Origin of the sequence: Pseudoalteromonas sp. JB197 (assembly GCF_002332205.1) — a bacterium.
Taxonomy (GTDB): Bacteria; Pseudomonadota; Gammaproteobacteria; order Enterobacterales; family Alteromonadaceae; genus Pseudoalteromonas; species Pseudoalteromonas nigrifaciens.
Genome location: NZ_NRGZ01000001.1, coordinates 1872977 through 1899384, shown reverse-complemented (window position 1 = coordinate 1899384; position 26408 = coordinate 1872977). Strand labels below are relative to the sequence as shown.

General features: G+C 39.6%; 24 protein-coding genes and 2 pseudogenes. 13 read left to right on the top strand and 13 right to left on the bottom strand.

The genetic code is table 11. The features are described from left to right. Nucleotides 1–51 precede the first annotated feature (51 nt). The 3 genes from CIK86_RS08970 to ilvC form a co-directional block, all read right to left on the bottom strand. Nucleotides 52–1191 (bottom strand): hypothetical protein, encoded by a 1140-nt coding sequence (locus CIK86_RS08970; protein WP_254910704.1) that lies wholly within the window; start codon nt 1189–1191, stop codon nt 52–54. An 86-nt stretch (nt 1192–1277) separates the two neighbouring features. Then, complete coding sequence (locus CIK86_RS08965) at nt 1278–3197, bottom strand: methyl-accepting chemotaxis protein (RefSeq protein ID WP_086993517.1); 1920 nt, start codon at nt 3195–3197, stop codon at nt 1278–1280. A 160-nt stretch (nt 3198–3357) separates the two neighbouring features. Continuing rightward, nucleotides 3358–4830, bottom strand: a complete 1473-nt coding sequence (ilvC, locus tag CIK86_RS08960) for a ketol-acid reductoisomerase (protein WP_011327542.1) — start codon at nt 4828–4830, stop codon at nt 3358–3360. A 136-nt stretch (nt 4831–4966) separates the two neighbouring features. Between ilvC and ilvY the strand changes: the two genes are divergently transcribed. From ilvY to CIK86_RS08935, 5 genes are all read left to right on the top strand, one after another. Then, complete coding sequence (ilvY, locus tag CIK86_RS08955; protein WP_011327543.1) at nt 4967–5872, top strand: HTH-type transcriptional activator IlvY; 906 nt, start codon at nt 4967–4969, stop codon at nt 5870–5872. Between the two features lie 228 nt (nt 5873–6100). Continuing rightward, the gene (locus tag CIK86_RS08950; protein ID WP_086993616.1) at nt 6101–6952 is read left to right on the top strand and encodes a MipA/OmpV family protein; all 852 of its coding nucleotides are present in this window, start codon (nt 6101–6103) and stop codon (nt 6950–6952) included. Between the two features lies 1 nt (nt 6953). Further along, on the top strand, nt 6954–7328 hold the full coding sequence (locus CIK86_RS08945; protein WP_176359654.1) for a DUF3019 domain-containing protein: 375 nt from the start codon (nt 6954–6956) through the stop codon (nt 7326–7328). Between the two features lie 14 nt (nt 7329–7342). Continuing rightward, nucleotides 7343–8035, top strand: coding sequence for a response regulator (locus CIK86_RS08940; protein ID WP_086993515.1), 693 nt, complete (start codon nt 7343–7345; stop codon nt 8033–8035). 26 nt (nt 8036–8061) lie between these two features. Continuing rightward, nucleotides 8062–9303: an ATP-binding protein gene (locus CIK86_RS08935; RefSeq protein ID WP_086993513.1), complete on the top strand. Its 1242-nt coding sequence runs from the start codon at nt 8062–8064 to the stop codon at nt 9301–9303. A 147-nt stretch (nt 9304–9450) separates the two neighbouring features. Here CIK86_RS08935 and CIK86_RS08930 read toward each other — a convergent pair whose 3' ends face one another. The 3 genes and pseudogenes from CIK86_RS08930 to CIK86_RS08920 form a co-directional block, all read right to left on the bottom strand. Then, a complete protein-coding gene (locus tag CIK86_RS08930; protein ID WP_086993510.1) occupies nt 9451–9672 on the bottom strand; it encodes a DUF3820 family protein in 222 nt (73 codons plus the stop codon). 264 nt (nt 9673–9936) lie between these two features. Then, nucleotides 9937–10227, bottom strand: a pseudogene (locus CIK86_RS08925) (NAD-binding protein); the annotation flags it as partial. A gap of 244 nt (nt 10228–10471) precedes the next feature. Further along, nucleotides 10472–11772, bottom strand: a pseudogene (locus CIK86_RS08920) (cation:proton antiporter); the annotation flags it as partial. A gap of 309 nt (nt 11773–12081) precedes the next feature. Here CIK86_RS08920 and CIK86_RS08915 point away from each other — a divergent pair. Then, on the top strand, nt 12082–12825 hold the full coding sequence (locus tag CIK86_RS08915) for a sporulation protein (RefSeq protein ID WP_011327550.1): 744 nt from the start codon (nt 12082–12084) through the stop codon (nt 12823–12825). A gap of 169 nt (nt 12826–12994) precedes the next feature. Beyond that, entirely contained in the window at nt 12995–13444 is a 450-nt protein-coding gene (locus CIK86_RS08910; RefSeq protein WP_086993505.1) for a GNAT family N-acetyltransferase, read from the top strand. Between the two features lie 52 nt (nt 13445–13496). Here the strand turns inward: CIK86_RS08910 and CIK86_RS08905 are convergent, their stop codons facing one another. From CIK86_RS08905 to CIK86_RS08880, 6 genes are all read right to left on the bottom strand, one after another. Beyond that, nucleotides 13497–14852, bottom strand: coding sequence for a sodium-dependent transporter (locus CIK86_RS08905; RefSeq protein WP_086993503.1), 1356 nt, complete (start codon nt 14850–14852; stop codon nt 13497–13499). A 199-nt stretch (nt 14853–15051) separates the two neighbouring features. Continuing rightward, nucleotides 15052–16350 (bottom strand): ATP-binding protein, encoded by a 1299-nt coding sequence (locus CIK86_RS08900; RefSeq protein ID WP_086993501.1) that lies wholly within the window; start codon nt 16348–16350, stop codon nt 15052–15054. A 6-nt stretch (nt 16351–16356) separates the two neighbouring features. After that, nucleotides 16357–17061, bottom strand: a complete 705-nt coding sequence (locus tag CIK86_RS08895; protein ID WP_011327554.1) for a response regulator transcription factor — start codon at nt 17059–17061, stop codon at nt 16357–16359. Between the two features lie 12 nt (nt 17062–17073). Next, nucleotides 17074–17460, bottom strand: a complete 387-nt coding sequence (locus CIK86_RS08890) for a DUF3019 domain-containing protein (protein ID WP_041454364.1) — start codon at nt 17458–17460, stop codon at nt 17074–17076. After that, nucleotides 17450–18307, bottom strand: a complete 858-nt coding sequence (locus CIK86_RS08885; protein WP_086993499.1) for a MipA/OmpV family protein — start codon at nt 18305–18307, stop codon at nt 17450–17452. The genes CIK86_RS08890 and CIK86_RS08885 overlap by 11 nt, the downstream gene beginning before the upstream one ends. A gap of 92 nt (nt 18308–18399) precedes the next feature. Beyond that, nucleotides 18400–19218: a hypothetical protein gene (locus tag CIK86_RS08880; protein WP_011327557.1), complete on the bottom strand. Its 819-nt coding sequence runs from the start codon at nt 19216–19218 to the stop codon at nt 18400–18402. A gap of 113 nt (nt 19219–19331) precedes the next feature. Between CIK86_RS08880 and CIK86_RS08875 the strand changes: the two genes are divergently transcribed. Next, nucleotides 19332–20477: a serine hydrolase domain-containing protein gene (locus tag CIK86_RS08875; RefSeq protein WP_011327558.1), complete on the top strand. Its 1146-nt coding sequence runs from the start codon at nt 19332–19334 to the stop codon at nt 20475–20477. 5 nt (nt 20478–20482) lie between these two features. Then, nucleotides 20483–21004: a histidine phosphatase family protein gene (locus CIK86_RS08870; RefSeq protein ID WP_011327559.1), complete on the top strand. Its 522-nt coding sequence runs from the start codon at nt 20483–20485 to the stop codon at nt 21002–21004. Between the two features lie 76 nt (nt 21005–21080). Here CIK86_RS08870 and yhbY read toward each other — a convergent pair whose 3' ends face one another. Continuing rightward, on the bottom strand, nt 21081–21377 hold the full coding sequence (gene yhbY, locus CIK86_RS08865; RefSeq protein ID WP_011327561.1) for a ribosome assembly RNA-binding protein YhbY: 297 nt from the start codon (nt 21375–21377) through the stop codon (nt 21081–21083). Between the two features lie 88 nt (nt 21378–21465). Here yhbY and rlmE point away from each other — a divergent pair, with 88 nt between their 5' ends. The 4 genes from rlmE to glmM all read left to right on the top strand — a co-directional run bounded on the left by rlmE (nt 21466) and on the right by glmM (nt 26392). After that, nucleotides 21466–22095, top strand: coding sequence for a 23S rRNA (uridine(2552)-2'-O)-methyltransferase RlmE (gene rlmE, locus CIK86_RS08860; RefSeq protein ID WP_011327562.1), 630 nt, complete (start codon nt 21466–21468; stop codon nt 22093–22095). A gap of 66 nt (nt 22096–22161) precedes the next feature. After that, nucleotides 22162–24099: an ATP-dependent zinc metalloprotease FtsH gene (gene ftsH, locus CIK86_RS08855; RefSeq protein ID WP_086993610.1), complete on the top strand. Its 1938-nt coding sequence runs from the start codon at nt 22162–22164 to the stop codon at nt 24097–24099. Between the two features lie 97 nt (nt 24100–24196). Next, a complete protein-coding gene (gene folP, locus CIK86_RS08850) occupies nt 24197–25042 on the top strand; it encodes a dihydropteroate synthase (RefSeq protein WP_086993497.1) in 846 nt (281 codons plus the stop codon). Further along, the gene (gene glmM / locus CIK86_RS08845) at nt 25043–26392 is read left to right on the top strand and encodes a phosphoglucosamine mutase (protein ID WP_011327565.1); all 1350 of its coding nucleotides are present in this window, start codon (nt 25043–25045) and stop codon (nt 26390–26392) included. Nucleotides 26393–26408: the final 16 nt, after the last annotated feature.

The following is a 26408-nucleotide window of genomic DNA, read 5'->3' as shown; positions in this document are numbered from 1 at the left end:
AGTTAATTGTTTAATGGGTACCTACCTTTGCGGTTAATGATTGCAGCGCTTTTAACTTTGCGTCATAACGTTTTTTGTCATGTGTAAAATCAGCATTTTTCCGGCTTTGCGTAAATGGTACTTTGCTTGCTTTGTATCGCCCCACTGAAAATAAACTCGCGCCAAGCCAAAATGACTTTCGTGAAGCGTGGGGGATAATGCATACGCCTTTTTAAAGTGTTTGAGTGCTTTAGTATAATATTTATGTACGTACTCGGTATTACCAAGTGATATATGGTAATAAGGATTACTTTGGCGCTGCTTATCAAGCTGATTAAGTATTTGAGCCCCTTGCATCTCTCGCTCTGTAAGTAAGTACAACATAGCAAGATTACCTTGTGCAGTGTTGTTGTTTTTATCAAGATGAAGGGCATAATTATAAGCTTGCTCGGCTTCATTCAAATAGTTAAATCGCCTAAATAAAACACCTAAGTTACCCCATGCAACGCTAAAATTAGGGGCTACCTTAGTTGCTGCATTAAAGTAGCTATAGGCTAATTCATATTGCTTATTTATTAGCGCAGTAGCACCTTTATTATTATAAAACATAGCGGTAACAGTACTCTTTGATAGCCGTGTTGTTTTAAAGCGTGCTTGTCGGCTATTAGAATCAAAGTCGATAATTAAACGCTGATCTCGTTGGTAAAATAAAGTGCCAGCATCTTTTATTAGAGGTTGGCTATTAAGGCTTAAATTTATGTGTCCGGTTAATAAATTAACGCCTTGATCAAGTGCCCAATATTCAGGAATGTGCACTTTTTGAAATTGCGCTTTTAAGCCTAAGTGCTCTGCTAAGCTATACGCTAATATAGATAATGACAAACAGTTAGCGTTTAGATTTTGATAGCTTTGTGCAGCGGTTAAAGTGGCAGATGAGCGATAGGCAAGTGAGTCATCACCATTTTTTAATAAAAAGCTAAATATGCCTTGTGCAATATGTTGGGCTGAATTTTGACTGTTTAAATGAGAATCTAATTGCCGCGTTAAGCTGGTATCTAATTTAAATATTTCTGCTGGAGTTTCGATCTGTTGTAGCTTAAAGTTTGCTGGCTCAATGAGTTGCGGCAGCGCTAACTTTGGCGGTGAGCTACACGCACACAAAAAAAGTATAAAGCTAAATGATAAATAATATTTAAGTTGAGTGGCTTTCATATAACACCTCTAAGCAAAACTACTTACCAGTTAAGTGTAGTTGTAATTTTACTCAGAGGTATAATTTAAATGTTACAAAAAATGAGTTAGCGATTTGCCTCAAAAGTGGCAACAAGTGACGCAAGCGTTTGTGCGCTATTTGCTAAATCCCGAATAGCCTGCTCAGTATTTAATTGCTCATTCATCGACTTGTCGCTAATTTCACTAATTTGCTCAATATTACGTCCTACATCGGCTACTACATTACTTTGCTGCTCTGTTGCTGTTGCGATTAAGGTTGCCATATCATTAATTTGATTTGCTGTTTCTGTAATTGTATCAAGCAGCTCAACTGAGTTTTGCATTGCCCCTACACTTTGCTGAGCTTTACTTTTAGACTGACTAATATCGGTAACAACATCATTCGATATTTGGGTTAATTCTTCAATCATCGACTGAATTTCAGTGGTTGATTGCGAGGTACGATTAGCCAGCGCTCGCACTTCATCGGCAACAACAGCAAAACCGCGACCATGCTCACCCGCACGCGCAGATTCTATTGCAGCATTAAGCGCGAGTAAGTTTGTTTGCTCAGAAATACCTCTAATTGAGTCAACAATACTAGCAATATCAAGCGTTTTTTTAGAAAGTAAGGTTACTTGCTCTGTAATACCATCTATGTCGCTAGCAAGGGCTGCAATAGTCGTTTGGCTTTGCAGTACCTGTTGATGGCTTTTATTGGTGTTTTCGCGGCTACTATTTGTTAACTTTGCCGTGTTAGCGGCACTTTGTGCTATTTCTTGTACTGTTGCGCCCATTTCGTTAATGGCAGCAGCAACCGATATTGTTTGCTCTTTTTGCTGATCAATTGCTTGTGAGTTATGTTTTGCTTGCGCAAATACATGATCAGAGCTTTGGCGGATCCCATGGCTTTCATGGGCAACTTGTTTAATTGCAGTGTCTATTTTTTCGATGAATTGATTAAAACCATCGGTTAAATTATTTAGCTCAGGTTGCGCAGAGTAAGGCAGTCTATATGCTAAATTAGCATCGCCTGTGCCTAAACGAGAGAATAGCTCGGCTATTTTCGACAGTGGCGACGACAATGAGCGAGCAAGCAAATAACTAATACAGCTCGCTATAAGGGCGATAATTATAGTGAAGGTTAAAATTTGCCATTCTAATTTACTCACACTCGAAAACACTTCGCTTTTAGGTACTTGGGCTACAACAAAAAGGTCAGTATTTTTTATTGGTGTTGCAGCAACCAGGGTGTCTTCACCTGCTAAGTTAATTTCTGCCAATGAAAAGCCATTACTATTTAATAATTTATTATGTATATTTTCGCCGTACAGGGCATCTATATTTACTTTAGCCACTTTATTGGCGTCTTTGTGTAACTGGATCAAGCCATTTTTATTGGCAAGAAAAACAAATCCAGATTGCTCAATCTTAAATTGCTGCAGTAGCTTTTGCATATCGGTAATGCTTTTAGCAAGCCCTGCCAAACCTAAACCATTGGGTTGCTGATGGTTAATAAACATTTTTACATCGTTAGCAGATTCTTGATAAATACTGATGTCATAAGGGCGCTTTGACTGTTTAAATGCGAAAAACCAGCCATCTGCGGCATCGTTTTTTAATACGCGTAAAAAGCCATTTTGGTTCCAGTATTGTGCGGTGTCTCTATTTGCCCATGATGCAGTAGCAAGATCGTACTGCTGTACTAATCTATTTAACTCATTAAGAAGTTGAGAGTCGTCCTCGGTGGCTGAATTTGCCCAATCAATCAGAAATACATTTGAAGAAAGTTGTTCTGCGGCGCCTAAAAGCTCGTTTATTTCGCCACCAATATGGTTACTAATAGTTTGTAACTTGCTTGGAAGTTCAGACTCTATCATGCGCTTTTCGATGATATCCTCTGCGTTATGTAACGATGTTAAGCCTATGAGCGCGGCAACACAGATTGCTATAACACTGCCTAAAGCGGTGATTTTTTGAGTAATAGAAAGGTTTTGTATCATCATAAGGGTAATTTTGTTTACAACTGAACCAAGTAGGTGATTATTTTAACACATTATATATTTTGAGCGAGTGATGAATAGCGCGCCATACAGGTACGAAAAAGCCCACCGCAAAAGCAGGTGGGCTTGGTTTCTAACAAGTGAAACTTAGATTAACTTGGGATTAAACTATTTTTTTCATTGCTGACATGTAACCGCGTAATGTAGCGCCTACTTTTTCAACAGGGTGTTCACGTAATGCTGTATTAATTTGAATTAGCGTTTGGTTGTCTACTTGATTACTATGCTCACCTAAGCCTTTACCAATTACGTCGGTGTCAATTTTTTGCATAAAGTCTTGTAGCAAAGGTAAACATGCGTGGTTATATAAATAACAACCATATTCAGCCGTGTCCGAAATTGTACGGTTCATTTCAAATAACTTTTTACGCGCAATGGTATTAGCAATCAGTGGCGTTTCATGTAATGACTCATAATAAGCCGACTCTGCAATAATGCCTGCGGCAGTCATGGTTTCAAATGCAAGCTCTACGCCTGCTTTAACCATAGCGACCATTAAAATACCGTTATCAAAAAATTCTTGCTCAGCAATTTCAACATTGCCCGCTGGGGTTTTTTCAAAGTGAGTTTCGGCTGTTTCTGCGCGCCATTTAAGTAAGTTTGCATCATCATTATTCCAGTCTTCCATCATGGTACGTGAAAAAGTACCATCGATGATGTCATCTTGATGTTTGTTGTATAGTGGGCGCATAATTTGTTTTAGTTCTTCGCTTAATTCAAACGCTTTGACTTTAGCTGGGTTTGAAAGACGGTCAAGCATATTGGTTACGCCGCCGTATTTAAGCGCTTCGGTAATTACTTCCCAGCCGTATTGAATTAGTTTTGAGGCGTAACCTGCATCAATGCCTTTTTCAATCATTTTATCAAAACATAAAATAGAACCGGTTTGTAACATGCCACATAAAATGGTTTGCTCGCCCATTAAATCTGATTTTACTTCAGCAATAAATGACGACTTAAGTACGCCGGCTCTGTGGCCGCCAGTACCTGCAGCATAGGCTTTAGCTTGAGCTAAACCATGGCCTTGTGGGTCGTTTTCTGGGTGTACAGCAATTAGAGTTGGTACGCCAAAGCCACGTTTGTATTCTTCACGCACTTCAGAGCCTGGGCATTTAGGTGCTACCATAATAACGGTAATGTCGTCGCGTACTTGCATACCTTCTTCAACAATATTAAAGCCATGAGAGTAGGCAAGGGTTGAGCCTTGTTTCATTAGTGGCATAATTGCGTTTACCACTGAAGTATGTTGTTTATCAGGCGTTAAATTTAATACTACGTCGGCAGTTGGAATTAGTTCTTGGTAAGTGCCTACAGTAAAGCCATTTTCAGACGCGTTTAAAAATGATTGACGACGTTCACTAATGGCCGAGTCACGCAGCGTATACGACACATCTAAACCAGAATCACGTAAGTTTAAGCCTTGGTTTAAGCCTTGTGCGCCACAGCCTACAATAACCAGTTTTTTACCTTTAAGAGCATCAACGCCGTCAGTAAACTCGTCTGCGTTCATAAATTCACATTGGGCTAATTGCGCCAATTGTTCGCGTAAGGGTAAGGTATTAAAATAATTCGCCATGTTAGTGTCCTATTGATTCAGTTTGTTAGATGCATTGCTGTTGCTTTGCTTAACTCAACCATATGAAAAATCTTTTCTTGCGTAAACTGATATATTTGCATTAGAGTGTTTCATAATATGAAATACTGAGTTGGTTATGGATCACAAGCATTTAAATTACTTTTTAGCGTTGGCAAAAACATTGCACTTTTCGCGTGCCAGTGAACTTTGTCATATTAGTGCGCCGACATTGAGCCGTAATATTAAGCAGCTTGAAAGCGAAGTGGGGGTAATGCTATTTTTACGTGATAACCGCAGTGTAAAACTAACCCGCGAAGGGCTGGCATTTATTGACTACGCCACATCCACATTGGCTAATTGGCAGCGCTTTAAAGCGAACCTAAAAGAGCCACAGCAGTATATTTATGGCAACGTGAGTATTTATTGTTCAGTAACCGCGTCGTACAGTTTTTTACATCATATTTTAGAGCAGTTACGCGCTCAACATCAGCATATAGAAATTACCCTAAATACCGGCGATCCTGCGCTGGCAATAAACCGTGTTTTAGATGGCCACGAATCTATGGCTATTGCTGCTAAGCCAAATAAGTTACCTGCACAAATTGCCTTTGTTGATATTGGCTATTCACCGCTGGTATTTATTGCGCCTAAAATTGCGTGCTCAATTACGCAAAAACTTGCTAGTAATACACCTAGTATAGATTGGTCAGAGCTTGAGTTTATTGTGCCAGAGCAAGGGTTTGCTAGGCAACGCTTGGAGCAGTGGTGGCGAAAAAATAATATTCAGGGAAAAATTTATGCACAAGTAGCGGGGCACGAAGCGATGGTATCTATGGTGAGCCTTGGTTTTGGTATAGCAATGATCCCTAAAATAGTTTTAGATAACAGTCCACTACAAGACAAAGTACACGTTTTACAAACAAATACACATGCACCTAAAGGTATTGATATTGGCTTGGCAGTATTACATAAGGAATTAAACGACCCGGCTATAAGTGCCTTGTGGAATATAGCGCAAAATATGGGTGAAAAAATAATTTAATGCAATACACTTACTAAGATTGCTCTTAGTATAAAAGCCCAGATAGCGTAAGCCTTTAATCTACCGCTCCTCTATTGCCTATCAATAGAGCTGTTAGGCTAAGTATATAAGCCGCAAAGTAATCATAATTGTATAAAAGTTGTTAATGATTGTAACTGCCTAGAGCTTGTTCTCAATGACCTTGCTACTATGGATAAATGGCCTTTTTATATATGTACGATGAACACAATGCGGTTTTATTTTATAATAATATTATTAATCTCTCTTTCGTTTAATGCTCAGGTATTAGCGCAAAGTGACGAGCCTGTAGATGCACATATATCTACAGAGCAACTGCATTTAAGTATGAGTATAGGGGCGGGAGTAATAACTAATCCATTATATGGTGCAGATAATATTCCGTTGGTGATCATTCCTCAAATAGCCTTTTATGGCCAACAGTGGTTTTTTGATAATGGCCGAGTTGGCTACTCGTTTAAACAAACGCAACAGCATAGCTTAAGCCTAGTAACAGAATTAAACCCAGAGTCGCGTTTTTTTATTGATTGGCACCCGCAAAATATATTCGCGCTAAAAAGTGCTAGTTCAAATAATCAATTTACCCAGTTAGAAACAAATACCTCGCCTCAGCAAATAAATATTAATAATATTAGTAAGCGTAAGCTCGTTTTAGATGCAGGTATAAGTTACTCCTTTGTAGCTGAGCAGCAGATGTTATCCGTGCAAGCATTGCACGATGTAAACTCTGCTTATAATGGTTGGCGAGCTGCAATCCAATGGCAGTACCATGGGCAAGTAGGTAATTTACAATTAAAGCCCACTGTGGGAGTTAATTATAAGTCTGCGCAATTAAACGACTATTATTACGGTTTAAACAGCGATGAAACACTGTTAGGTAAAATAGTAGTTGGTAGTAGTTGGCAACCTTATGCTAAAATCGATGCCCGCTGGCCCCTTAGCAAGGCCAACGCTCTTCGTTTTCATTTAGCATATTATGACTATTCGGCTATGGATAGTAGCCCGCTGTTTGAACGTCATTATTCAACGACTGCCTTTATAGGATTTGAACATACTTTTTAATATGAAGTATTTAATCTTTTTTGTGTTTATTTCTTCACTACTTAGTGGCGTTAGCGTGGCGCAAACAACTCTTGATGTATCTCCTAAAGTTTGTGTTGTCTCTGAACAGCATGATTTTTGCGATCTCAATTTGCAATTTAAATGGCAGCAGGCAGTGGTTAAAGATGTGTGTTTGTATCAACAAAATACGCAAATACGATGCTGGCAACAGCAAGGTTCTGGTCAGTTTAGCTATAAAGCGCGTGTTCAGGTGGAGACCATATACTCCCTGATCAATCCTCACACTGGTGACTCACTTGCGAGCGTACTCGTTGAAGTACAAAGTGCCCATACTAAAAAACAGTATCGGCTGCGTTCACCGTGGAGCTTTTTTTAATTTAGGAGTAGTAAATGCCAAAAATATTACTTGTTGAAGATGATCTTGGTTTACAGCAATTAACCAAAGATTACCTCGAACATAATGGCTTAGAAGTTGACGTACTAGATCGTGGTGATGAAGTATTTGCTTACCTTGAAAGTAACCCCGTCGATCTGATCATTTTAGATGTAATGCTGCCAGGTAAAGATGGCTTTAGTGTTTGCAGACAAGTACGTGATAAATACACCACTCCTATTTTAATGTTAACGGCCAAAGGTGAAGACTTTGATCAAGTAATAGGGCTAGAGCTTGGCGCTGATGACTATGTTATTAAACCGGCTGAGCCACGTGTATTATTAGCAAGAATTAGCGCATTATTACGCCGTGGGCAACCTAATTTAAAAGCCACCGAAGAGCTGCAATTTGGCGATTTATCTATTGATAAAACCAGCCGTATTGTTAAATTGTCGGGCACAGAAATAGTCCTAACCTCACATGAATTTGAATTACTTTGGCTACTAGCATCAAATGCTGGAGAAGTATTGAGCCGCGAACATGTGCACCAACATATGATAGGGCGACAATACGATGGCCTAGATCGCACCGTAGATGTACGCGTTTCAAGAATTCGCAAAAAACTGGGCGATAACAGCGACAAACCTTATCGGATTAAAACTGTTTGGGGACAAGGCTATTTATTTGTTTCTGACGCGTGGGATATGTAATTAATGCTTAGTGTTAAGCTGCATTAATGGGCAAACTGTTTATAAGCCTGTATGTGTATATTATTGTCTCGTTATTTATTGTCAGCGGGGTAATTGAACAACTTTGGCCATATGAAGAGTCGCAGCAGCAGGTGTTACTCGACGATGAGTTTGGCCAGTCTTTGTGGCTATTATCGCAAACCCCTAATGGGCTTACAAAGCTAAAAAACCATTTTTCTAGCCAAGTGATTACTCAGCGCGATTTAATATTACCCGCCGAGCAACAAGCTCAGCTATCTAAAAACCACTACCTTTATTTATATGACAAACAACAGCGCATAGTTTGGTATGTTCAACTTAACACCACACAACTATTACAGGTTGGCCCTATAGGGGGGGCAGCTAAGCCCGTTGGCTCTGTTTTACCCTACTTATTGCTGTTATTAATAGTAGGCATTCCTGTTGGTTTATGGAGTTTTTTACTGTGGCGAGACTTTGCTAAGCTGCGTAATGCATGCGAGGCCGTAGGTGGCTCACAGGATTTTCAATTAACCGATAGCTCTAAATCATTTTTTTTACCCATAACGGGCACCTTGCAAGTAATGCAGCAGCGAATTGAATTTTTATTAACCGCGCAGCAAGAGCTTACTTCATCGGTGTCGCATGAATTTAGAACGCCACTGGCACGGTTAAAATTTGCCATTGCAATGCTTCAAGACCGAATGCTTGATGATAAAGCCGAAAAATATTTAGCTAATATGCAAGTCGATATAAATGAACTTGAAGCACTGGTTTCTGAAATGCTTGAGTATGCACGTTTAGATTCACAGCAACCGAGTTTACAGCTAATCAATTGTAATTTAGTGGCAGTGGTTAAAACGGTGGTTGAAAAACTCAGTTTTGATACGCGAATAAAGTTAAGCACTACATTGCCCAGTGAACTGAATTACCGCTGCGACAGTCATTTTATGGCGAGAATAATGCAAAACTTGGTAGGTAATGCTTTAAAGCATGCCAATAAAAGTGTGCAAATAACCTTATTAGCGCAAGCTAATAATATAGTTTTTATTGTTGAAGATGATGGCAATGGTATTGCTGAAGTTGAGCGTGAAAACGTATTTAAGCCATTTACTCGATTGGATAAAAGTAGAGATAAAAAAACCGGTGGGTTTGGCTTAGGATTAGCCATTGTGAGTAAAATAATTTCTTGGCATCAAGGTCAGTGCACAATTGAAGATTCAAGCTTGGGTGGGGCTAAATTTATTGTCAGCTTACCGATTAATAAATAGCCGTTTTTAATACATAAATAAAAAGTACGCAGATAAAAAACACTCAATAAAAAAGCGCCCTTGTTAACAAGGGCGCTTTTTTGGGTTTTAATCAAAATCAACAAGTAGCAAAGTAATAGACAGCCCCTTTATAAAAAAGTTCTTAATTTAATTATTTTTCTTTTCTAGTAATGGCATTAACATTTGCTCTAGCCCATTGAGCTTTATCTCATACATCATGGCGAGTTGGCTGCCTAGCTTTGAGTCGGGAAACCCTTGTTGTTTAAACCATACTAAATAGGGCTCGGGTAAAAGCAGTAAAGGGCGGCCTGCGTACTTTCCAAAGGGCATAATAGTATTAACGGCAATTTTTAGCTGTGTAGGATCCATTGGCTTTAAAGGTTTTATAAAACATAGCTAAGTGTAAGGTATATTAAAGAGATAAAATAGGCTGTGACGGGCAAGTAACAGCCTATTTAACGAGGGAGCAGGCCCTCTGGATTAATATATTTTATTAGCAAGCCCTTCGTTAGCTGGAGTCTAATTAGGGGCAGGTGCTTGCGCTAATATTTACCAATAGTCTTTAGTTTACCTGCTTTTTTCTATGTTAGATAATTAGCTTGTAAAAGAATGTAAATTCAAATTAGTGCTGCTTTACGAAAATAATTTTTGTTTAACGTGCTCAGCAAAACCACTACCGGCTTCTAAGTAAAAGTTATAGGTAGAATTTACACCCATTTCTTCTAACTCTTTTTGCTGATCAGGGTAGTTAGCAATAGCGGTAACTTGCCCTTTATAACCCGATGCTTTTAATTGCTCTAACGCAAAAATATTTTGCATATGCTGTGGCATTGTTAGCATGACCATTTCAACACGAGAGTGATTTACGCGCTGCCAAAAGTCAGGGTCGGTTGCATCTGCTATTAGGGCCTGTTTATCTTTCGAGGTTAAATTTGCAGCAGTGTGTTTGGTATTTAGGCAAGGCAGAGCCTATGTAGTGTGGTTATTCCCCATAAATAGGCGATAACGCAGCATAAATACCAAACACGCGCTGCCTGAAGGTTCGTCCTAGGGACGATTAACTCTTTGTTGCTCGGCTTTTACTTAGCCCACTAGGTTACAAACCTCGCGCCACGATTAAATCGTCCTTAGTTAGAACAAATTTTAATCCTGAAAGGTCAACAGGCCCTAATACATTTCTTCCGCGTTTTATGTGCTTATCAACTACTTCAGGCTTTATGTCTATACCTGCAACTAGCTGTGGGTGCGTAGCATTTATTGTTTCATAAGCACCTGTGCCAATTCTGCCCATGCCAAATATAACAATTTTAGTGTCGTTAAGGTTAACAGGCAGTTCTTCGGATAAACGAGTTTTACTTTCAAACTTTAGTAGCCAAGGCTCTATTTTTGCGTAAATTTCGTTAGAACGCTTATTTAAAGGGGATGCAATAATAAAAGTAATTGATACGGCAATTGCAATAACGGCTAACCACTCAGAGGTGATCATGCCTGTAGAGGCGGCTACAGCGCAAACTATTAAACCAAACTCGCTATAATTAGCTAAACTAAAAGTGGTTAGCAATGAGGTGCGAGCACGTAAGTTAAACATGTTTGTTAGCACATAATATAAAAACGTTTTTATTGGTAATACTAACACCAATAATAATGCGGCAAGTAATGAGCTGGTGGTAAGCTCTGCGTTTAAACCTATTGTTAAGAAAAAGCCAACCAATAAAATATCTTTTAAATTAAGTAATGACTTAGAAAGTTCACTGGCCTTTTTATGAGCGCAATCATCATACCTATTATTAATGCCCCTAAATCACCTTTTAAACCAACTAGCTCAAATGCATGATAACCAGCCACAAGTGCAAAGAAAAACCCAAATAATGGCAGGAGTTCGCCGTGTTTAGAGCGGTTTAGTATCCACCCCATAACTGGGCGTACTAGCGGCAGTGAAATAATAAGTACCAAAGCCCAAATATTAGGGATTTTACCTGTGCTAATAGCTAAAAATACCACGGCAAAAATATCTTGCATAACTAAAATACCAATGGCTACTTTTCCGTGTAAGCTGCCCATTTCACCGCGTTCTTCTAACACTTTAACAGCAAAAACGGTACTAGAAAAACTCAATGCAAAGCCAACTAATAAAGCGCTTTGCCAGCTCAAATCAACAAATAATGGCAGTGCAAATAGGCTAAGTAATAGCATAAAGCCACTAAATAACGCACTACTCAAAATAATATGTAAAGTAGCAGAAGCCCACACTTGTGGTTTCATTAAACTATTTACTTTTAGCTTTAAACCAATACTAAATAATAAAAGCGTAACGCCTAAGGTAGCAATGGTGTTGAGTAATTCGGTGCTTTTATAGCCCGCTAAATTAAGCGCGAATCCCGCAAGTAAAAAACCGATAAGAGGAGGGAGCTTTAGCTGATAAACAGCAAAGCCAAACACAAACGCGGCGGCAAAGTAAATTAGTTCCATAATTATAAATATCACTTCATTGGGAGGTTTAGTGTAACGAAAAATCAATACCATTGAAAATAAATATACAAATACTCACCATTTTATTCATACAATAAGTCCTTCATAAAAGATTAGGCTTAAGCGCCGTTTAATCAAATACTTGCTCTGTTGCGTATGAAAAATGGACATTTAACACTTATTTAATCGTAAACAGCATGTAAATAGTAGTTTTTCACTGACAAGAGCATTTAAATGTGGTTAAGATGCGCTAACGACGAAGTTTAAGTTAGAGCACATTATAGAGCCGCTCAGCTTAAGGAGAAAAATATGTTTAAAAAGATTTTAGCATCGGTTGGTATTGGTGCCGCCAAAGTAGACACTATTTTAGAAACAGAGCACCTTCAGCCTGGGCAATTATTTAATGCGCAAATCGTTATTACAGCTGGTGATGTAAGCCAAGAAATTGCAGGGTTAGATTTACTATTAATGACGCGAGTTAAAGCATCAAATGAAGATGGTGACTATTTTACCAACCACGTTATAGAGCAGTGGCGCATTACAGATATAGGCACGGTAGAGCCAGGGGAAGTTAAAACGATTCCTTTTCAAGCACGGTTGCATTCAGAAACACCTATTACTGAAATTAATGCAGGGTATAACCAATCTTATGTTTGGCTTGAAACTGGGCTGGACATTGATTTAGCGCTTGATCCAAGTGATAAAGACCATTTACATGTGTACCCCAATGAAGCTGTTAAAACGTGTATGCAGGCCATGGAAAAGCTAGGCTTTAGCCTAACTAAAGCTGATGTTGAAAAAGGCCATTTGCGCGCATCAACGTTTCAATCAGTGTCTGGTTGTTATCAAGAGCTAGAATACAAGCCTAACAGCCGCAGTTTATTTGGAGTGAAAGAAATTGAATTATCATTCATTCCAGAAGCACATAAAACCCATGTGTTAATTGAGTTAGATAGAGCATTTAAAGGCGATGGTTATGTAGATTTAACCATAGAGCACGACCATGTAAATCTCTCGCAATTATGCGATCAGTTAGAGCGACTATTTACCTAAGGTAGATAATTACTTAAAACAAACCCAGCTTATGCTGGGTTTTTGTTTTAAGCCATTTTATTATATAGCATAGCGGTTAATTAAGCCCCTAGCTGCATTACTGCTATTATGCCTAGCCCTAATAACGTATAGGCTTTTATGTCTATTAGAGCCAACGACAGGAGTTACAATGGCGTTTAAATGTGAAACTTTTACTGCGCTCAATACGCAAACCTTATTCTCCATAATGCGTGGGCGCGTAGAGGTATTTGTAGTTGAGCAAATGTGCCCTTATCCAGAGCTTGACGATAATGATATAGCACCAAGTACCTTGCATATTTACACTGTGAAAAATAATACGCTACAAGCTTATGCTCGATGCTACGAAAAAAACGCAAAATACAGTGCGATCGGTCGCGTGTTAGTCACTAAAGAGGAGCGAGGCAGAGGATTGGCTCAGCAATTGGTTACAGAGGCCATTAATTGCTGTAAAAGCCAATGGCCAGAACGTGATATTTATATTGGTGCACAAACGTACTTACTGGAGTTTTATCGCTCATTCGGATTTGAAAGTATTAATGCTGAATATTTAGAAGATGGCATTGCTCATCAAGATATGGTTTTACAACTAGTACCTTGATTAAAAAAGCCCACAATGTGGGCTTTTTTGTTGTTAAGAGCAGAAACTAACTTTAGCTTAATAATGAATGTAAAAATACCAGGCCTATCGCCAGTGGGCATACAAACTTAGTGTACCAAGGCCATACTTTCCAAAATAAGGTATTGTGTACTTCAGGGTTACCTTCTTGAATGGCCTTTAGTAATGAGCCTCTTGACCAAATCCAGCCTACGTATATACAACACATAAGACCTAATAATGGCTGTGCCACTTTAGTGGTTAAGGTGATCACTAAGCCAAACAGTAACTCTAAGTTACACACTATCGTGATGCTCACTAGAGTGATTAATGCACCAATTACCCAAGTGGCCTGTAAGCGAGACATTGCAAAGCGTTCTACCGTATAAGATACCGGCGCTTCGAGCATTGAAATAGAGGAGGTGAGTGCTGCAATGCTCATTAGCGCAAAAAACGCAAAGCCAACAAATAACCCCATACCACCCATACCATCAAAAAGTGCAGGTAATACTTGAAATACTAATGTGTCTTCAGAGAGGAGCTTTCCGGTAGTCGGTGAGAAAATCTCAATCCCTTGTGCTTGTGCTACATACATAGCAGGAATGATTAATAACCCTGCGACAAAAGCAATAAATACATCAATAAGCGTGACATAAGCACCTAACGAAACTAAGTTCTCTTTTTTACTAATATACGAGCCATAAATAATCATCACACTGGTACCTAGTGATAATGAAAAGAATGCTTGCCCTAGTGCACTAACTAACAAGTTAGCATCAAAAATAGATGAGAAATCAGGTACTAAATACGCCTTTAAGCCTTCAATAGCGCCATCTTGGGTCATTACATAAATAATTAACGCAAATAAAATGCTGAGCAAAGCAGGCATTAAACGTTTTGACCATTTTTCGATTCCGTTTTCAACGCCACGACTAATAATAGCAACGGTTAGTACAATAAAGATCATAGTGAAAATGATGTTTCTGCTAAGTGACTGTTCACCTAGCCAAGCAGATGCAGAGTTTGCGCCCACTAACGTTGTAATAGGTTCTGCTGTTGCACTTAGCATCCAACCAGCAACAATGGCATAAAAGCTTAAAATAAAGCCAGCACATAAAATACCGCCAAAACCAACCGCAAAAGAAAAATGTTTTTGCCAAGGTTTATTAGATATTTTTCTAAGTGAAGAAACCGCATTTGCTTGGCCATGACGACCAATCATTAGCTCCGCCATTAAAGCAGGATAAGCCAAAAAGAATGCCAGTACTAAATACGCAATTAAAAATGCGGCACCACCATTACTTGCGGTTTGTGTAGGGAAACCCCAAATGTTACCTAAACCTACAGCAGATCCTGCGGCGGCCATTATAAAACCAAAGCGAGAGCTAAACTCGCCTCTTACTGCACTCATATTATTGTACTTCTCTATTTTGTGACGGCGCAGACAATCTACTGGAAATGTAAAAAAATAAAAAGTGCTAATTTGCTGATCTAGCACAATTACTTTATTAAACTCTGTGTTATGAACATAGATTTTAGTTTAGTAACTTAAAACTAAAAATTAACAGCTTGATATTGTTTAATAATTGTTAATTTACAGTGTGTAGCCTTTACTTTACACTAGGGTGTTGTTGAGCTATTTTCAGGGTAAAACAAGCTCCACCTAACTGCTTACTTTTGCCTGCATAAACACGGCCGTGATGCCAGTCAGCTACTTTTTCAACAATTGCTAATCCGAGGCCATAACTTTTATCAGCTCGATTGCGGTGATTGTTTTCGCGAAAAAAAGGGCTAAATACTTTGCTAAAGTTTTCAGCTGCTATGCCTGGGCCATCGTCCTCTACGGTAATAATAATATGTTGCTCATTGACAGTGGCACTTACATAAATATGTTGCAGGGCAAAGTCGCAGGCATTATTAATTAAATTAGTAACGGCTCTGGCAAGCCAATGTAAGTCGGCATAAATAACATCGTTACTACTATTAAGTTGCACACTGAGTTTGTGGGAGTCTAATTTAGGCGATAGCTGCGCTAAAATATCTTCAAAGTAGCTGCGCATATGGGTTGCAGAGTAGGTTAAGCGGTTGGCATTTTGTTCTAGCGTGGCAAAGGCTAGGTAGCTTTTTAGCATAGACTCCATATGGTCTAAGTCATTTTCCATGCGGGTTAAATATTGCTTCACTTTTGGCATGTCATTGCTATCTATTGCAGCATCTAAACCAAATCGCAGGCAAGCTATGGGGGTGCGAATGTCATGGGATAAACTCGAAGCCATTAGCTTATTTTCAGCAACCAGCTTTTCTATTTGACTCGCCATACGGTTAAAGGTGAGCTCTACATCTTTTATATACGTGAAATGAGAGACTTTGATACGAGTTTTAACATCACCCGATGCAAATTTTTTAGCTGCTTCATTTAACACGCTCAAGCGTTTGGCTAAGGGATAAATAATAAAGCCCATAAATACACACAGCCCAGCGTAAAATAATAAGGTTAGAATAATATCGTCGCGTTGCTCTGCTTCAAATGAGTTATCGAGGCGCATAGATAAATGATAAGGGCTTAATGCTTGGTTGCTATAAAGCATATGAAAACCCTGTTCGCCCTCTAAAATTAACCCACCATGGGTTTGCATTTGCATAAGTAAGGCTGAGCTAAGCGCTAAAGTGTCGTTTAGCTTATAGGTAAGCGGCAGGCTAAAGTCGTTGGCTAACTTTGTAACATAATTACTGCGCTGTGCAGGGGGGAGAGTAGTAAGCTGCTTGCTAAACCCTGCAATCATTTTACTTTGCATGCTAAATTCGTCTAAAGGGGCGTGTGTATTTTGACTAAAAGCGTCAATAAGCCAGCCTAAAACAATAATCGAAAGCAGTGCGCTGCTAAGCAGTGCAATATAAAACTTTTTCATTTGTAGCTACCAAGCAGTGGCAACGAGTAAATAACCTCGTCCCCAAATTGTTTTAATTTTTTCAGGGTTTTGCGGATCGTCATTAAACTTTTTACGTAGCGCAGAAATAAGCACATCAACACTTCTATCAAGGCCGTCGTACTCGCGTCCTTTGGTTGCTTTAAACACCGCATCGCGTGATACAACTTGCCCTGCGTTACTGGCTAAGTAATGCAGCAATAAATACTCAGCGCTAGATATATTTATATCGATATCGTTAAGTTTAACGCTTCGCGACTCACTATTAATGCTCAAAGCCCCTACATTAATAATACTATGCTGTTTATGAGATTGGCTGCTTTGGGTGGTGAGCCTAAGGGCTGACTTTATTCTTGCTAGTAATGCACGAGGGCGTACCGGTTTCATTATGTAGTCACTGGCACCTACCTCTAAGCCAATCACTTCATCCATTTCGTCATCACGAGCTGTTAGCATAATAATAGGAGCTTGATAAAAGCTACGTAGCTCGCGACAAACGCTTATGCCGTCTAACCCAGGAAGCATAATATCAAGTAGTATTAACTGCGGTTTCAAGGTTTTAACTTGGCCAACAACTTCATCACCGCGATGACAAACATGTACACAATAGCCTTGTTCTGTTAAATATTCAGCCACCCATTGTGCCAAAGAAATATCATCTTCAACGAGTAAAATAGTACCGTAATTATCCATAAGACTTCCTTATTAAAACAATCGCCAACGGCGTTTTTTCTGCCTGTTTTGATAAACCCACTGTAACTTTACTTCAGTGGTGGCTATGACTTTTGCAGTATTACTATCAAATAATTCAAATGATAAGCTCTGCTCAGAGTCAAATGCATAATTAAAAACGCCGTGTTGCTGCTTAAGCCAACATTGCATAATATATTTTGAGGTAGCGTCTCGTAAGCAGTAGTTACCTATTGTGGGCTGCTGCCATGATAAAACCACTTCAGTATAACAGTGGCGGCCTTCACGTAGTGCCACGCAGGTATTAGGTATTGCACTAAGTGCGGTTACCTCTTGGGGCACCTCGGCGAGTAAACTGCCAGGGTAAGCTAATAGTAAATAACACCAGCGTCTAAAATACATAACGCACGCCTAGCTTGGCTTTGTGTTGGTACCCTTGAGAAATAATAGGGCTGTCGTCAATTTCTTTAGAAAATAAAGTCGTTAACCAGCCGGCTAAAAACACCCAGTCTTGGTTAAGCGGGTACTCAGCATGAAACTCAAGCATAATGCTGCTGCTGGCATTGGTTTTATAGGCAGGACGCAGCAAGGTAACTTCACTTTGCTCAATACCAAAATAATAGTTAGTAAAGTCAGCAGAGTAGGCACTAAAGCCTATGCCTGAGCGAAACTCCCAGTTACGCCAAGGTTGTATTTTGCTAAAAAAAGAATTAAATACCCAGCCATTGTGGGCGTTTGAAATATCATGCAAAAATTCAATAGAAACCTGTGAGCCATCAAATCTGTGGGTAAATCTAAGGCCTGTATTAAAGTCATACTTACGCTTTTTAATGCCGCGTAATTCCTCAACCACACCATTGTTATAAAACCCCAAGCCTTTTTGACCAAACCCAGCTTGGGCGTTAGCACCGATTATATCGAGCTCCCAATTATATTTGTTAATTAGACTGTAGCCTATAACAAGGCCGCCGCTGAGTTGGTTATGGTCATAATCGAGATAAAAGTTATCAAAAGAAACCGCAAGGCTGAGATCTAATTCAATACCATCGTCATAGGAGTCCATGCCGATAAGGTAAGAGTCTTCAATATAATAACCAGTACCGGCGCTCCAGTCCCATGCAAAGCCTTGAATAGGCTCTAAGGTGTTATCAGCATAATAGCGGTTACTGGCAGTACTATGGGCACTAAATACACAGGCAAATAATAAGCAGGTGTAACATAAAAAATAGCTAAGTATTGAGTGCTTCATCCTTGGAACCTAAATAAGTAATGGTTATAAAGCGTAGTATATTGTTAAACGTTCCTTTAAACCTGTAAAAAAATGTAGTGTTTAACTTACGCTTATATCACTTTAATTTTGTCGATTAATATACTGCTTAAATAAAACTGCATCATTGGTGCTAAAGCACTTATTTCTGTGCGAGTACACGGGCCTTGCACTTTAGTCAGTGTGCTAAGCTTGCTCATTGTATTATATTTAGGAATAGTTACCTTTGTATTTGCCTCGGCACGTGCTAAACGTGCTTGTTCGGTATTTTGCTGGTGGACAAAGGCGACTACTTCAAGTTCATTAGTGATTTTTTGCTCTTCGGTAAAGCTATAAATCAGTGATTCACGATGAAAGCTAGTGCTATCTAAAGATGATTTTGCAAACCAAACAACATCACCAGAGGCTTTATGCGTTAAGCGCATGCTAACTTGCGCTAAAATAGTTGCACACTGCTGGGTTGGAAATTGCTGTGCAACTTTAGAGTATAGAGCATAAGGTTGTTTGGGCTGATTTAACGTGTATTTACTATCATCGGTAAACGACAGATCAACTTGATGAATAGCAAGTGTGTAATCACTATCGTTTTTAGTAGTTACTTTTAGTTGTTTGTCATTGAGCGCTTGGCTTATTTGCGCCAGTAAAGTGTCGGTTACACTTACTCTGTCGGTAACAATTTTAACCGTTTGGTTTTTCATTACTTTATGAGCTGGTAATTGCACTGACTTTACTTTAGGCGAGGTGTGTTGTGCCTCATACTCCAGTTGGTATGTCTGACTTTTTAACATTGGCTTTAAGGGCATTGCCAATGGCTCAGCAGGCTGATTTGTTGTTGTGGTTATAGCGCAACCCGATGAAAATAATATAAAAAGTGGTACAACTAAAAAACGCATAAATACTTCACACTCAGTAAAAGGCCAATAATCAACATATTGTACGTTAGTCTTGACAAAAGTTCATGATATTATATGCATAGAAGCAATTAAAAAAGAAAAAACAGCCACCGATGAAGTACCTTAATTACTCGATTTATTACCTGCTCGCCTTTTGTATTTTAATAACCCACTCAGAGGTTGCTGCAAATGTAGATCCAGATTGGCCTGCATTTGTAAAAAAATATGGGCGTTACGCAGAAAAAAAGCTTAAACGAAAAGGTATACCTGGCGCGGCTTTATCGATTGTTAATATGCAGTCGAGTGATTATATTCATACCATGGGCTTTACCAAAGTGGGTAGCTCTCAAAGGGTTAATCAACATACACGTTTTAGATTAGCATCAGTGTCTAAAACCTTTGCAGGATCGTTAGCTGCTAAGCTTGCAAGTGAAGGGGAAATAGATTTATACCAACCTATTAGCGACTATATTCCTGAATTTGCTAACACCGACTACAAAGATAATTTAAAGGTTTATCATATTTTAAGTCACTCTAGTGGCCTAGTTCCCAACGCCTACGATAACCTAATTGAATCACGAATGAGTTATCCAGATATTGTTGAAAAGCTACTTACGGTAGCGCCCATATGCGATCCTGGGCAGTGTTATGGCTATCAAAATGTGATGTTTAGTTTAATTGACGATGTAATTTTAAGGAGTACTCATAAAAGTTACTCTCAGTGGCTAAATGACGCTATTTTTACGCCCTTAAAAATGCATGACACTAGTTTAGGCTACGACGCTATGGTGCAAGATAAAAACTACGCATTTCCACATGTAAGAGGGAAAAAACGTTGGTATAGCGCTAAGCTGAAAAAAAATTATTATAAAGTAGCCCCCGCTGCAGGCATAAATGCCAGTGCCGCCGATATGGCAATATGGCTAAAGGCGCAATTAGGTCAGTACCCAAATGTATTATCGCTCGATGCATTAGCGGTACAAACACGTCCCTATACGCATACCAAAAAAGAGCAATACCGACGAGTATGGAAAGGTCATCTTAGTGAGGCTTTTTATGGGCTAGGTTGGCGAGTATATAACTACGATGATGAAACCCTTTATTACCATAGTGGTTGGGTACAAGGCTATCGCACCGATTTAGTGGTTTTTCCTCATTTAAATGTGGGTTTTAGCTTAATAATAAATGCCGAAACTGGGGTGATAAATGAACTTACAACAGAGTTTATAAATAGAGTGCTTAAATATAAGCGAGGCTAAAAATCATGATTAAAGATAAAAGGCTTTTAATCTTGGCGCTACTGGTTATGGTGTTTAATAGCCAATTTGTATTTGCCGCCCCAGATAAGATTTATTTATTTCGCCACAGTGAAAAACAAGCCGGTAAAAACCCGTCGCTTACAGTGCTTGGCGCACAACGTGCACAGTATTTGGTACAGTTAATAAAACAACATAAAAACGTGCAGCTATTTAGCAGCAATTATAAGCGTACATTACAAACAGCAGCGCCAATGGCTACTTACTTAAGCACTACAGTAAAAATGTATGATGCAGCTGATTTAGCTTCACTTGAAAGTAAACTACTAAAATTACAGGGTGTTGTAATTGTTGTAGGACACAGTAATACCACGCCTGAACTTACGGCACTGCTTTCAAAAGGTACGGTGAGTGCTATGTCTGAAGATGAGTTTTCGCGCTATTACATACTAGATAAAATACGCGATAAAGCCCCAAAAGATGCACCACAATATAGGGTCAGTGAACTCACTATGGATTTTAATCATTAATTTAAAAGTGACAGATAATAAAAAACCAGCGGGTGCTGGTTTTTTTATATTACCGGGTAAATCCTACAAGTAGTGTTTAGCCACGCGGTAATTTAATTTTTTTCTCTTCACTTTGGCGGTAAAGCACAATAGTGTGACCAATTGATTGTAATTTAGTTGCACCAGTTTCACGCACAATTGCTTCAAAAATGAGCGCTTTAGTTTCGCGATCATCAGTTGGAACCTTCACTTTAATTAATTCGTGAATTTCTAATGCGCTTTGAATTTCTACTACTACGCCTTCGGTTAAACCGTTAGAACCTAGTAAAACTACAGGCTTGAGGCTATGTGCCTGACCTTTTAAAAACTGCTTTTGTTTGTTTGATAATGTCATGTTTATACAAATTTTGCTGAATATGGCTTGAATTAAGGGTATTCTACCGCCATCTAAAGAATATTACTAATTAGTTGCGTGTTAATTTATGACAAATAAAAAACAGTCAGCCAGTTCACAGCGATGGCTGAAAGAACATTTTGATGATAAATATGTTCAAGAGGCGCAAAAAAAAGGTTGGCGTTCTCGAGCTGTTTTTAAATTAGATGAGGTCCAAAGTAGAGACAAGTTACTCCGCCCAGCAATGACTGTTGTTGATTTAGGGGCTGCACCGGGTAGTTGGTCACAATACTTGGCAGAAAAAGTAGGAGATAAAGGACAAGTTATAGCGTGCGATATCCTCCCTATGGATTCATTAGCGGGTGTTGACTTTTTACAAGGCGACTTTCGTGAAGAAGCAGTGTTAAGTGCATTGTTAAAACGTATTGATGGCAAAAATGTTGATGTGGTACTCTCTGACATGGCACCAAATATGAGTGGTAACAATTCAGTTGATCAAGCTGGTAGCATGTATTTGGTCGAGCTTGCACTGGATATGTGTAATCAAGTATTAAAGAAAAATGGTGCATTTATTGTTAAAGTATTCCAAGGTGAAGGCTTTGATCAGTTCTTGCAAGATGTACGTAATAGTTTTAAAACAGTGAAGATACGTAAACCAGATGCCTCGCGCGCCCGTTCACGGGAAGTATATATAGTAGCGACTGGATATAAACTGTAGTACAGTTGTTGGGCGTTTAGTTGAATTTAAATTAATTGGATACAAGAGGTTAACCCCTTGAGCGATATGGCAAAAAATCTAATACTCTGGCTGGTTATTGCAGTTGTGCTGATGTCAGTATTTCAGAGCTTTAATGGCGGCGATCAAGTAGATCGTCAAACAAGTTATAGTCAATTTGTTAAAGATGCCCGCAGTGGCTCTATACAAGAAGTGGCAATTGAAAGTACCAGTGGCACAATTACAGGTACTAAAACCAGTGGCGAACGTTTTCAAACGATTATGCCTATTTACGACAAAGACATTTTAAATGATTTGTTAAAAAGTAACGTCAATGTGAAAGGGGTTAAACCTGAAGAGCAGTCATTTTTAGCAAGTATATTTATTTCTTGGTTCCCAATGATACTGCTTATTGGTGTGTGGATATTTTTCATGCGTCAAATGCAAGGCGGTGGCGGTAAAGGCGCAATGTCGTTTGGTAAGAGCAAAGCGCGCTTAATGAGCGAAGATCAAATTAAAACCACTTTCGCCGATGTTGCTGGCTGTGATGAAGCAAAAGAAGATGTATCAGAATTGGTAGATTTTTTACGCGACCCATCAAAATTCCAAAAATTAGGTGGCAGCATTCCTAAAGGCGTGTTGATGGTTGGTCCTCCTGGTACAGGTAAAACGTTACTTGCTAAAGCCGTTGCTGGTGAAGCAAAAGTGCCGTTCTTTACTATTTCTGGTTCGGACTTTGTTGAAATGTTTGTTGGTGTGGGCGCATCTCGCGTACGAGATATGTTCGAGCAAGCTAAAAAAGCATCACCCTGTATTATCTTTATTGATGAAATAGATGCTGTAGGTCGTAAACGTGGTGCTGGTATGGGCGGCGGTAACGACGAACGTGAGCAAACGCTAAACCAAATGCTAGTAGAAATGGATGGTTTTGGTGGTAACGAAGGTATTATCGTTATTGCTGCAACTAACCGCCCAGACGTATTAGATCCAGCCTTACTTCGTCCGGGTCGTTTTGACCGCCAAGTTGAAGTTGGCTTACCTGATATTCGTGGTCGTGAGCAAATACTTAAAGTACATATGCGTAAAGTGCCATTAGGCGACAACGTTGAAGCGGCTGTAATTGCACGTGGTACACCGGGTTTTTCAGGTGCTGATTTAGCAAACCTAGTAAACGAAGCTGCACTCTATGCGGCACGCGGTAATAAACGTGTTGTTAGTATGGCTGAGTTTGACGCTGCTAAAGATAAAATCATGATGGGCGCTGAGCGCAAGACCATGGTGATGAGCGAGCAAGAAAAAGCCATGACAGCGTACCACGAAGCTGGCCATGCTATTGTTGGTCGTATGGTGCCAGAGCATGATCCTGTTTATAAAGTATCTATAATTCCACGTGGCCGTGCGCTAGGTGTAACTATGTACTTGCCTGAACAAGACCGTGTAAGCCATTCGAAAGAATTGCTAGAGTCGATGATCTCAAGCCTGTATGGCGGACGTATCGCAGAAGCACTTATTTATGGTGCAGATAAAGTAACCACGGGTGCTAGTAACGATATTGAACGTGCGAGTGATATTGCCCGTAAAATGGTAACGCACTGGGGTTTAAGTGAAAAACTTGGACCACTACTTTACGCAGAAGATCAAAACGATATGTACATGGGCGGTGGCCGCTCTATGAGTATATCGGACGAAACAGCTAAAATTATCGATAGCGAAGTACGCTTATTATCAGATCGTAACTATCAGCGAGCAGAAGCGATATTAAAAGAAAATATCGATATTCTACACGCAATGAAAGATGCGCTGATGAAGTACGAAACGATTGATGCTAAGCAAATTGATGATTTAATGGCGCGCCAAGAAGTTCGTGAACCACGCGATGCGCATGACCGCCATGAAAAAAAGCCAGTTAAAGAAGATGTTTCAGCAGAAAAATTAGTTGATGAAGATCAAAAACCAACTGATGAAGCTAAAAAAGATGGAACAAACCTTGATGACAAAGCTGAATAATCGTTAAAATAGCTAAACTAAAAGCCCCGAACCTCGGGGCTTTTTTGTATCAAACGTATAAAATAAACTTCAGCTAATTCAAACAAAAAAGGTCATCATGAATAATTTATTAAACTTGCCTCGCAAACGTACACTAAGTTTGGCAAATCCAGTAATTATGGGAATACTTAATGTTACTCCCGATTCTTTTTCAGATGGCGGGAAGTTTATAGACCCTGATATTGCGCTGCAGCGTGCGCTGCAATTGTTAGACGACGGGGCGCAAATTATAGATATTGGCGGAGAGTCGACTCGCCCAGGTGCTCCTGATGTGAGCCTTGAGGATGAATTAGCACGTGTAATACCAGCGATTAAAGCAATTCGTGAAAACAGTGATTGCGTTATATCTATTGATACCAGCAAAGCACAAGTAATGCACCAAGCTATTTTAGCTGGGGCCGATATTGTTAATGACGTACGTGCATTACAAGAAAGCGACGCACTGAACGTAGTGGCGCAGTTTCCTGATGTTGCGGTGTGTTTAATGCATATGCAAGGCCAACCTCGCAGCATGCAGGCAGCGCCACACTATGACGATTTATTTACAGATATAAAACAGTTTTTTAGTCAGCGTATTGCTGCGTGTAAAACAGCGGGGATTAAGCAAACACAACTTATTCTTGATCCTGGCTTTGGTTTTGGTAAAACACTCAGCCACAATTACCAACTACTGGCGCAGTTTAATGACTTTAATCAGTTTGGTTTACCGTTGTTAGCGGGATTATCGCGTAAGTCGATGATTGGCAACTTATTAAATAGAAATACAAATGAGCGATTGGCCGGCAGTTTAGCGGGCGCATTAATCGCAGCACAAAATAGTGCGCATATTATTCGTGTACACGACGTAAAAGAAACCGCAGATGTACTTAACGTACTACAAGCCTGCAAACAAGGAGTACTTTAAATGAAAGAAAGAAAATATTTTGGCACCGATGGTGTACGCGGGCTCGTGGGTGAGCATCCTATAAATCCTGAGTTTGCAATGAAACTAGGTTGGGCTGCGGGCCGTGTCCTATCAGAAAACGGCACTAAAAAAGTGATGATAGGTAAAGATACCCGCATTTCAGGCTATATGTTAGAAACCGCATTACAAGCAGGGTTAATTGCAGCAGGAATCGATGTTGTATTACTGGGCCCTATGCCAACCCCTGCGATTGCTTATTTAGCACAAACATTTAGAGCCGAAGCCGGCATAGTAATTAGTGCATCGCACAACCCGTATTACGATAACGGCATAAAGTTTTTTAACTGTCGCGGTTTAAAGCTTGATGACAAAGTAGAGCTTGAAATTGAAGCCATGCTTGATGAACCAATGACTTGTGTTGAGTCAGATAAACTAGGTAAAGCGAGTCGCTTAACTAGCGCTGATGGTCGTTATATCGAATTTTGTAAAAGCCAATTTCCACAAAGCTTGTCGCTTGAAGGATTAAAAATTGTACTCGATTGTGCCAATGGCGCAACTTACCATATTGCCCCATCAGTAATGCGCGAACTAGGTGCAAATATAATCACGCATGCGTGTGAGCCCAATGGTGTAAATATTAACCATGAATGCGGCGCTACTCACGTAGATACCCTAAAACGTAAAGTGCTTGAACATAATGCAGATGTGGGCATTGCCTATGATGGCGATGGCGACCGTGTAATGATGGTTGATCATAATGGTCGTGTGTTTGATGGTGATGACTTAGTGTATATTATTGCCTGCCAAGCAGCGCAAGATGATAATTTAGGTGGTGGTGTTGTTGGCACTGTTATGTCAAACATGGGCCTTGAAAATGCATTGAAAGCCAAAGGTATTGAATTTGCACGCAGTAAAGTAGGCGACCGTTATGTAATGGAATTACTACAACAAAAAGGCTGGACTATTGGCGGCGAAAGCTCGGGCCATGTATTAAACCTTGATTTAATTAGCACCGGCGATGGCATTATTTCAAGCTTGCAAGTACTAGCTGCTATGGTTGCGCAAAATAAAACATTACAAGACTTAGGTACTGGTTTTACTAAGTACCCAATGAAAATGATTAACGTACGTTACACCCCAGGTACAGATCCGACAAAAGCGCCTGCAGTATTAGCTGCAGTAGCAGAGGTTGAGCAAACTTTAGGTGAAAAGGGGCGTGTGTTACTACGTAAATCAGGCACTGAACCTGTTGTACGTGTTATGGTTGAGGCCGAACAAGAGAAGTTAGTAATCGACAGCGCAGAAAAAATAGCCGCGGTTGTTGAATCTATGAGCAAACAAACTGATTGATAACAATAACCTCTTG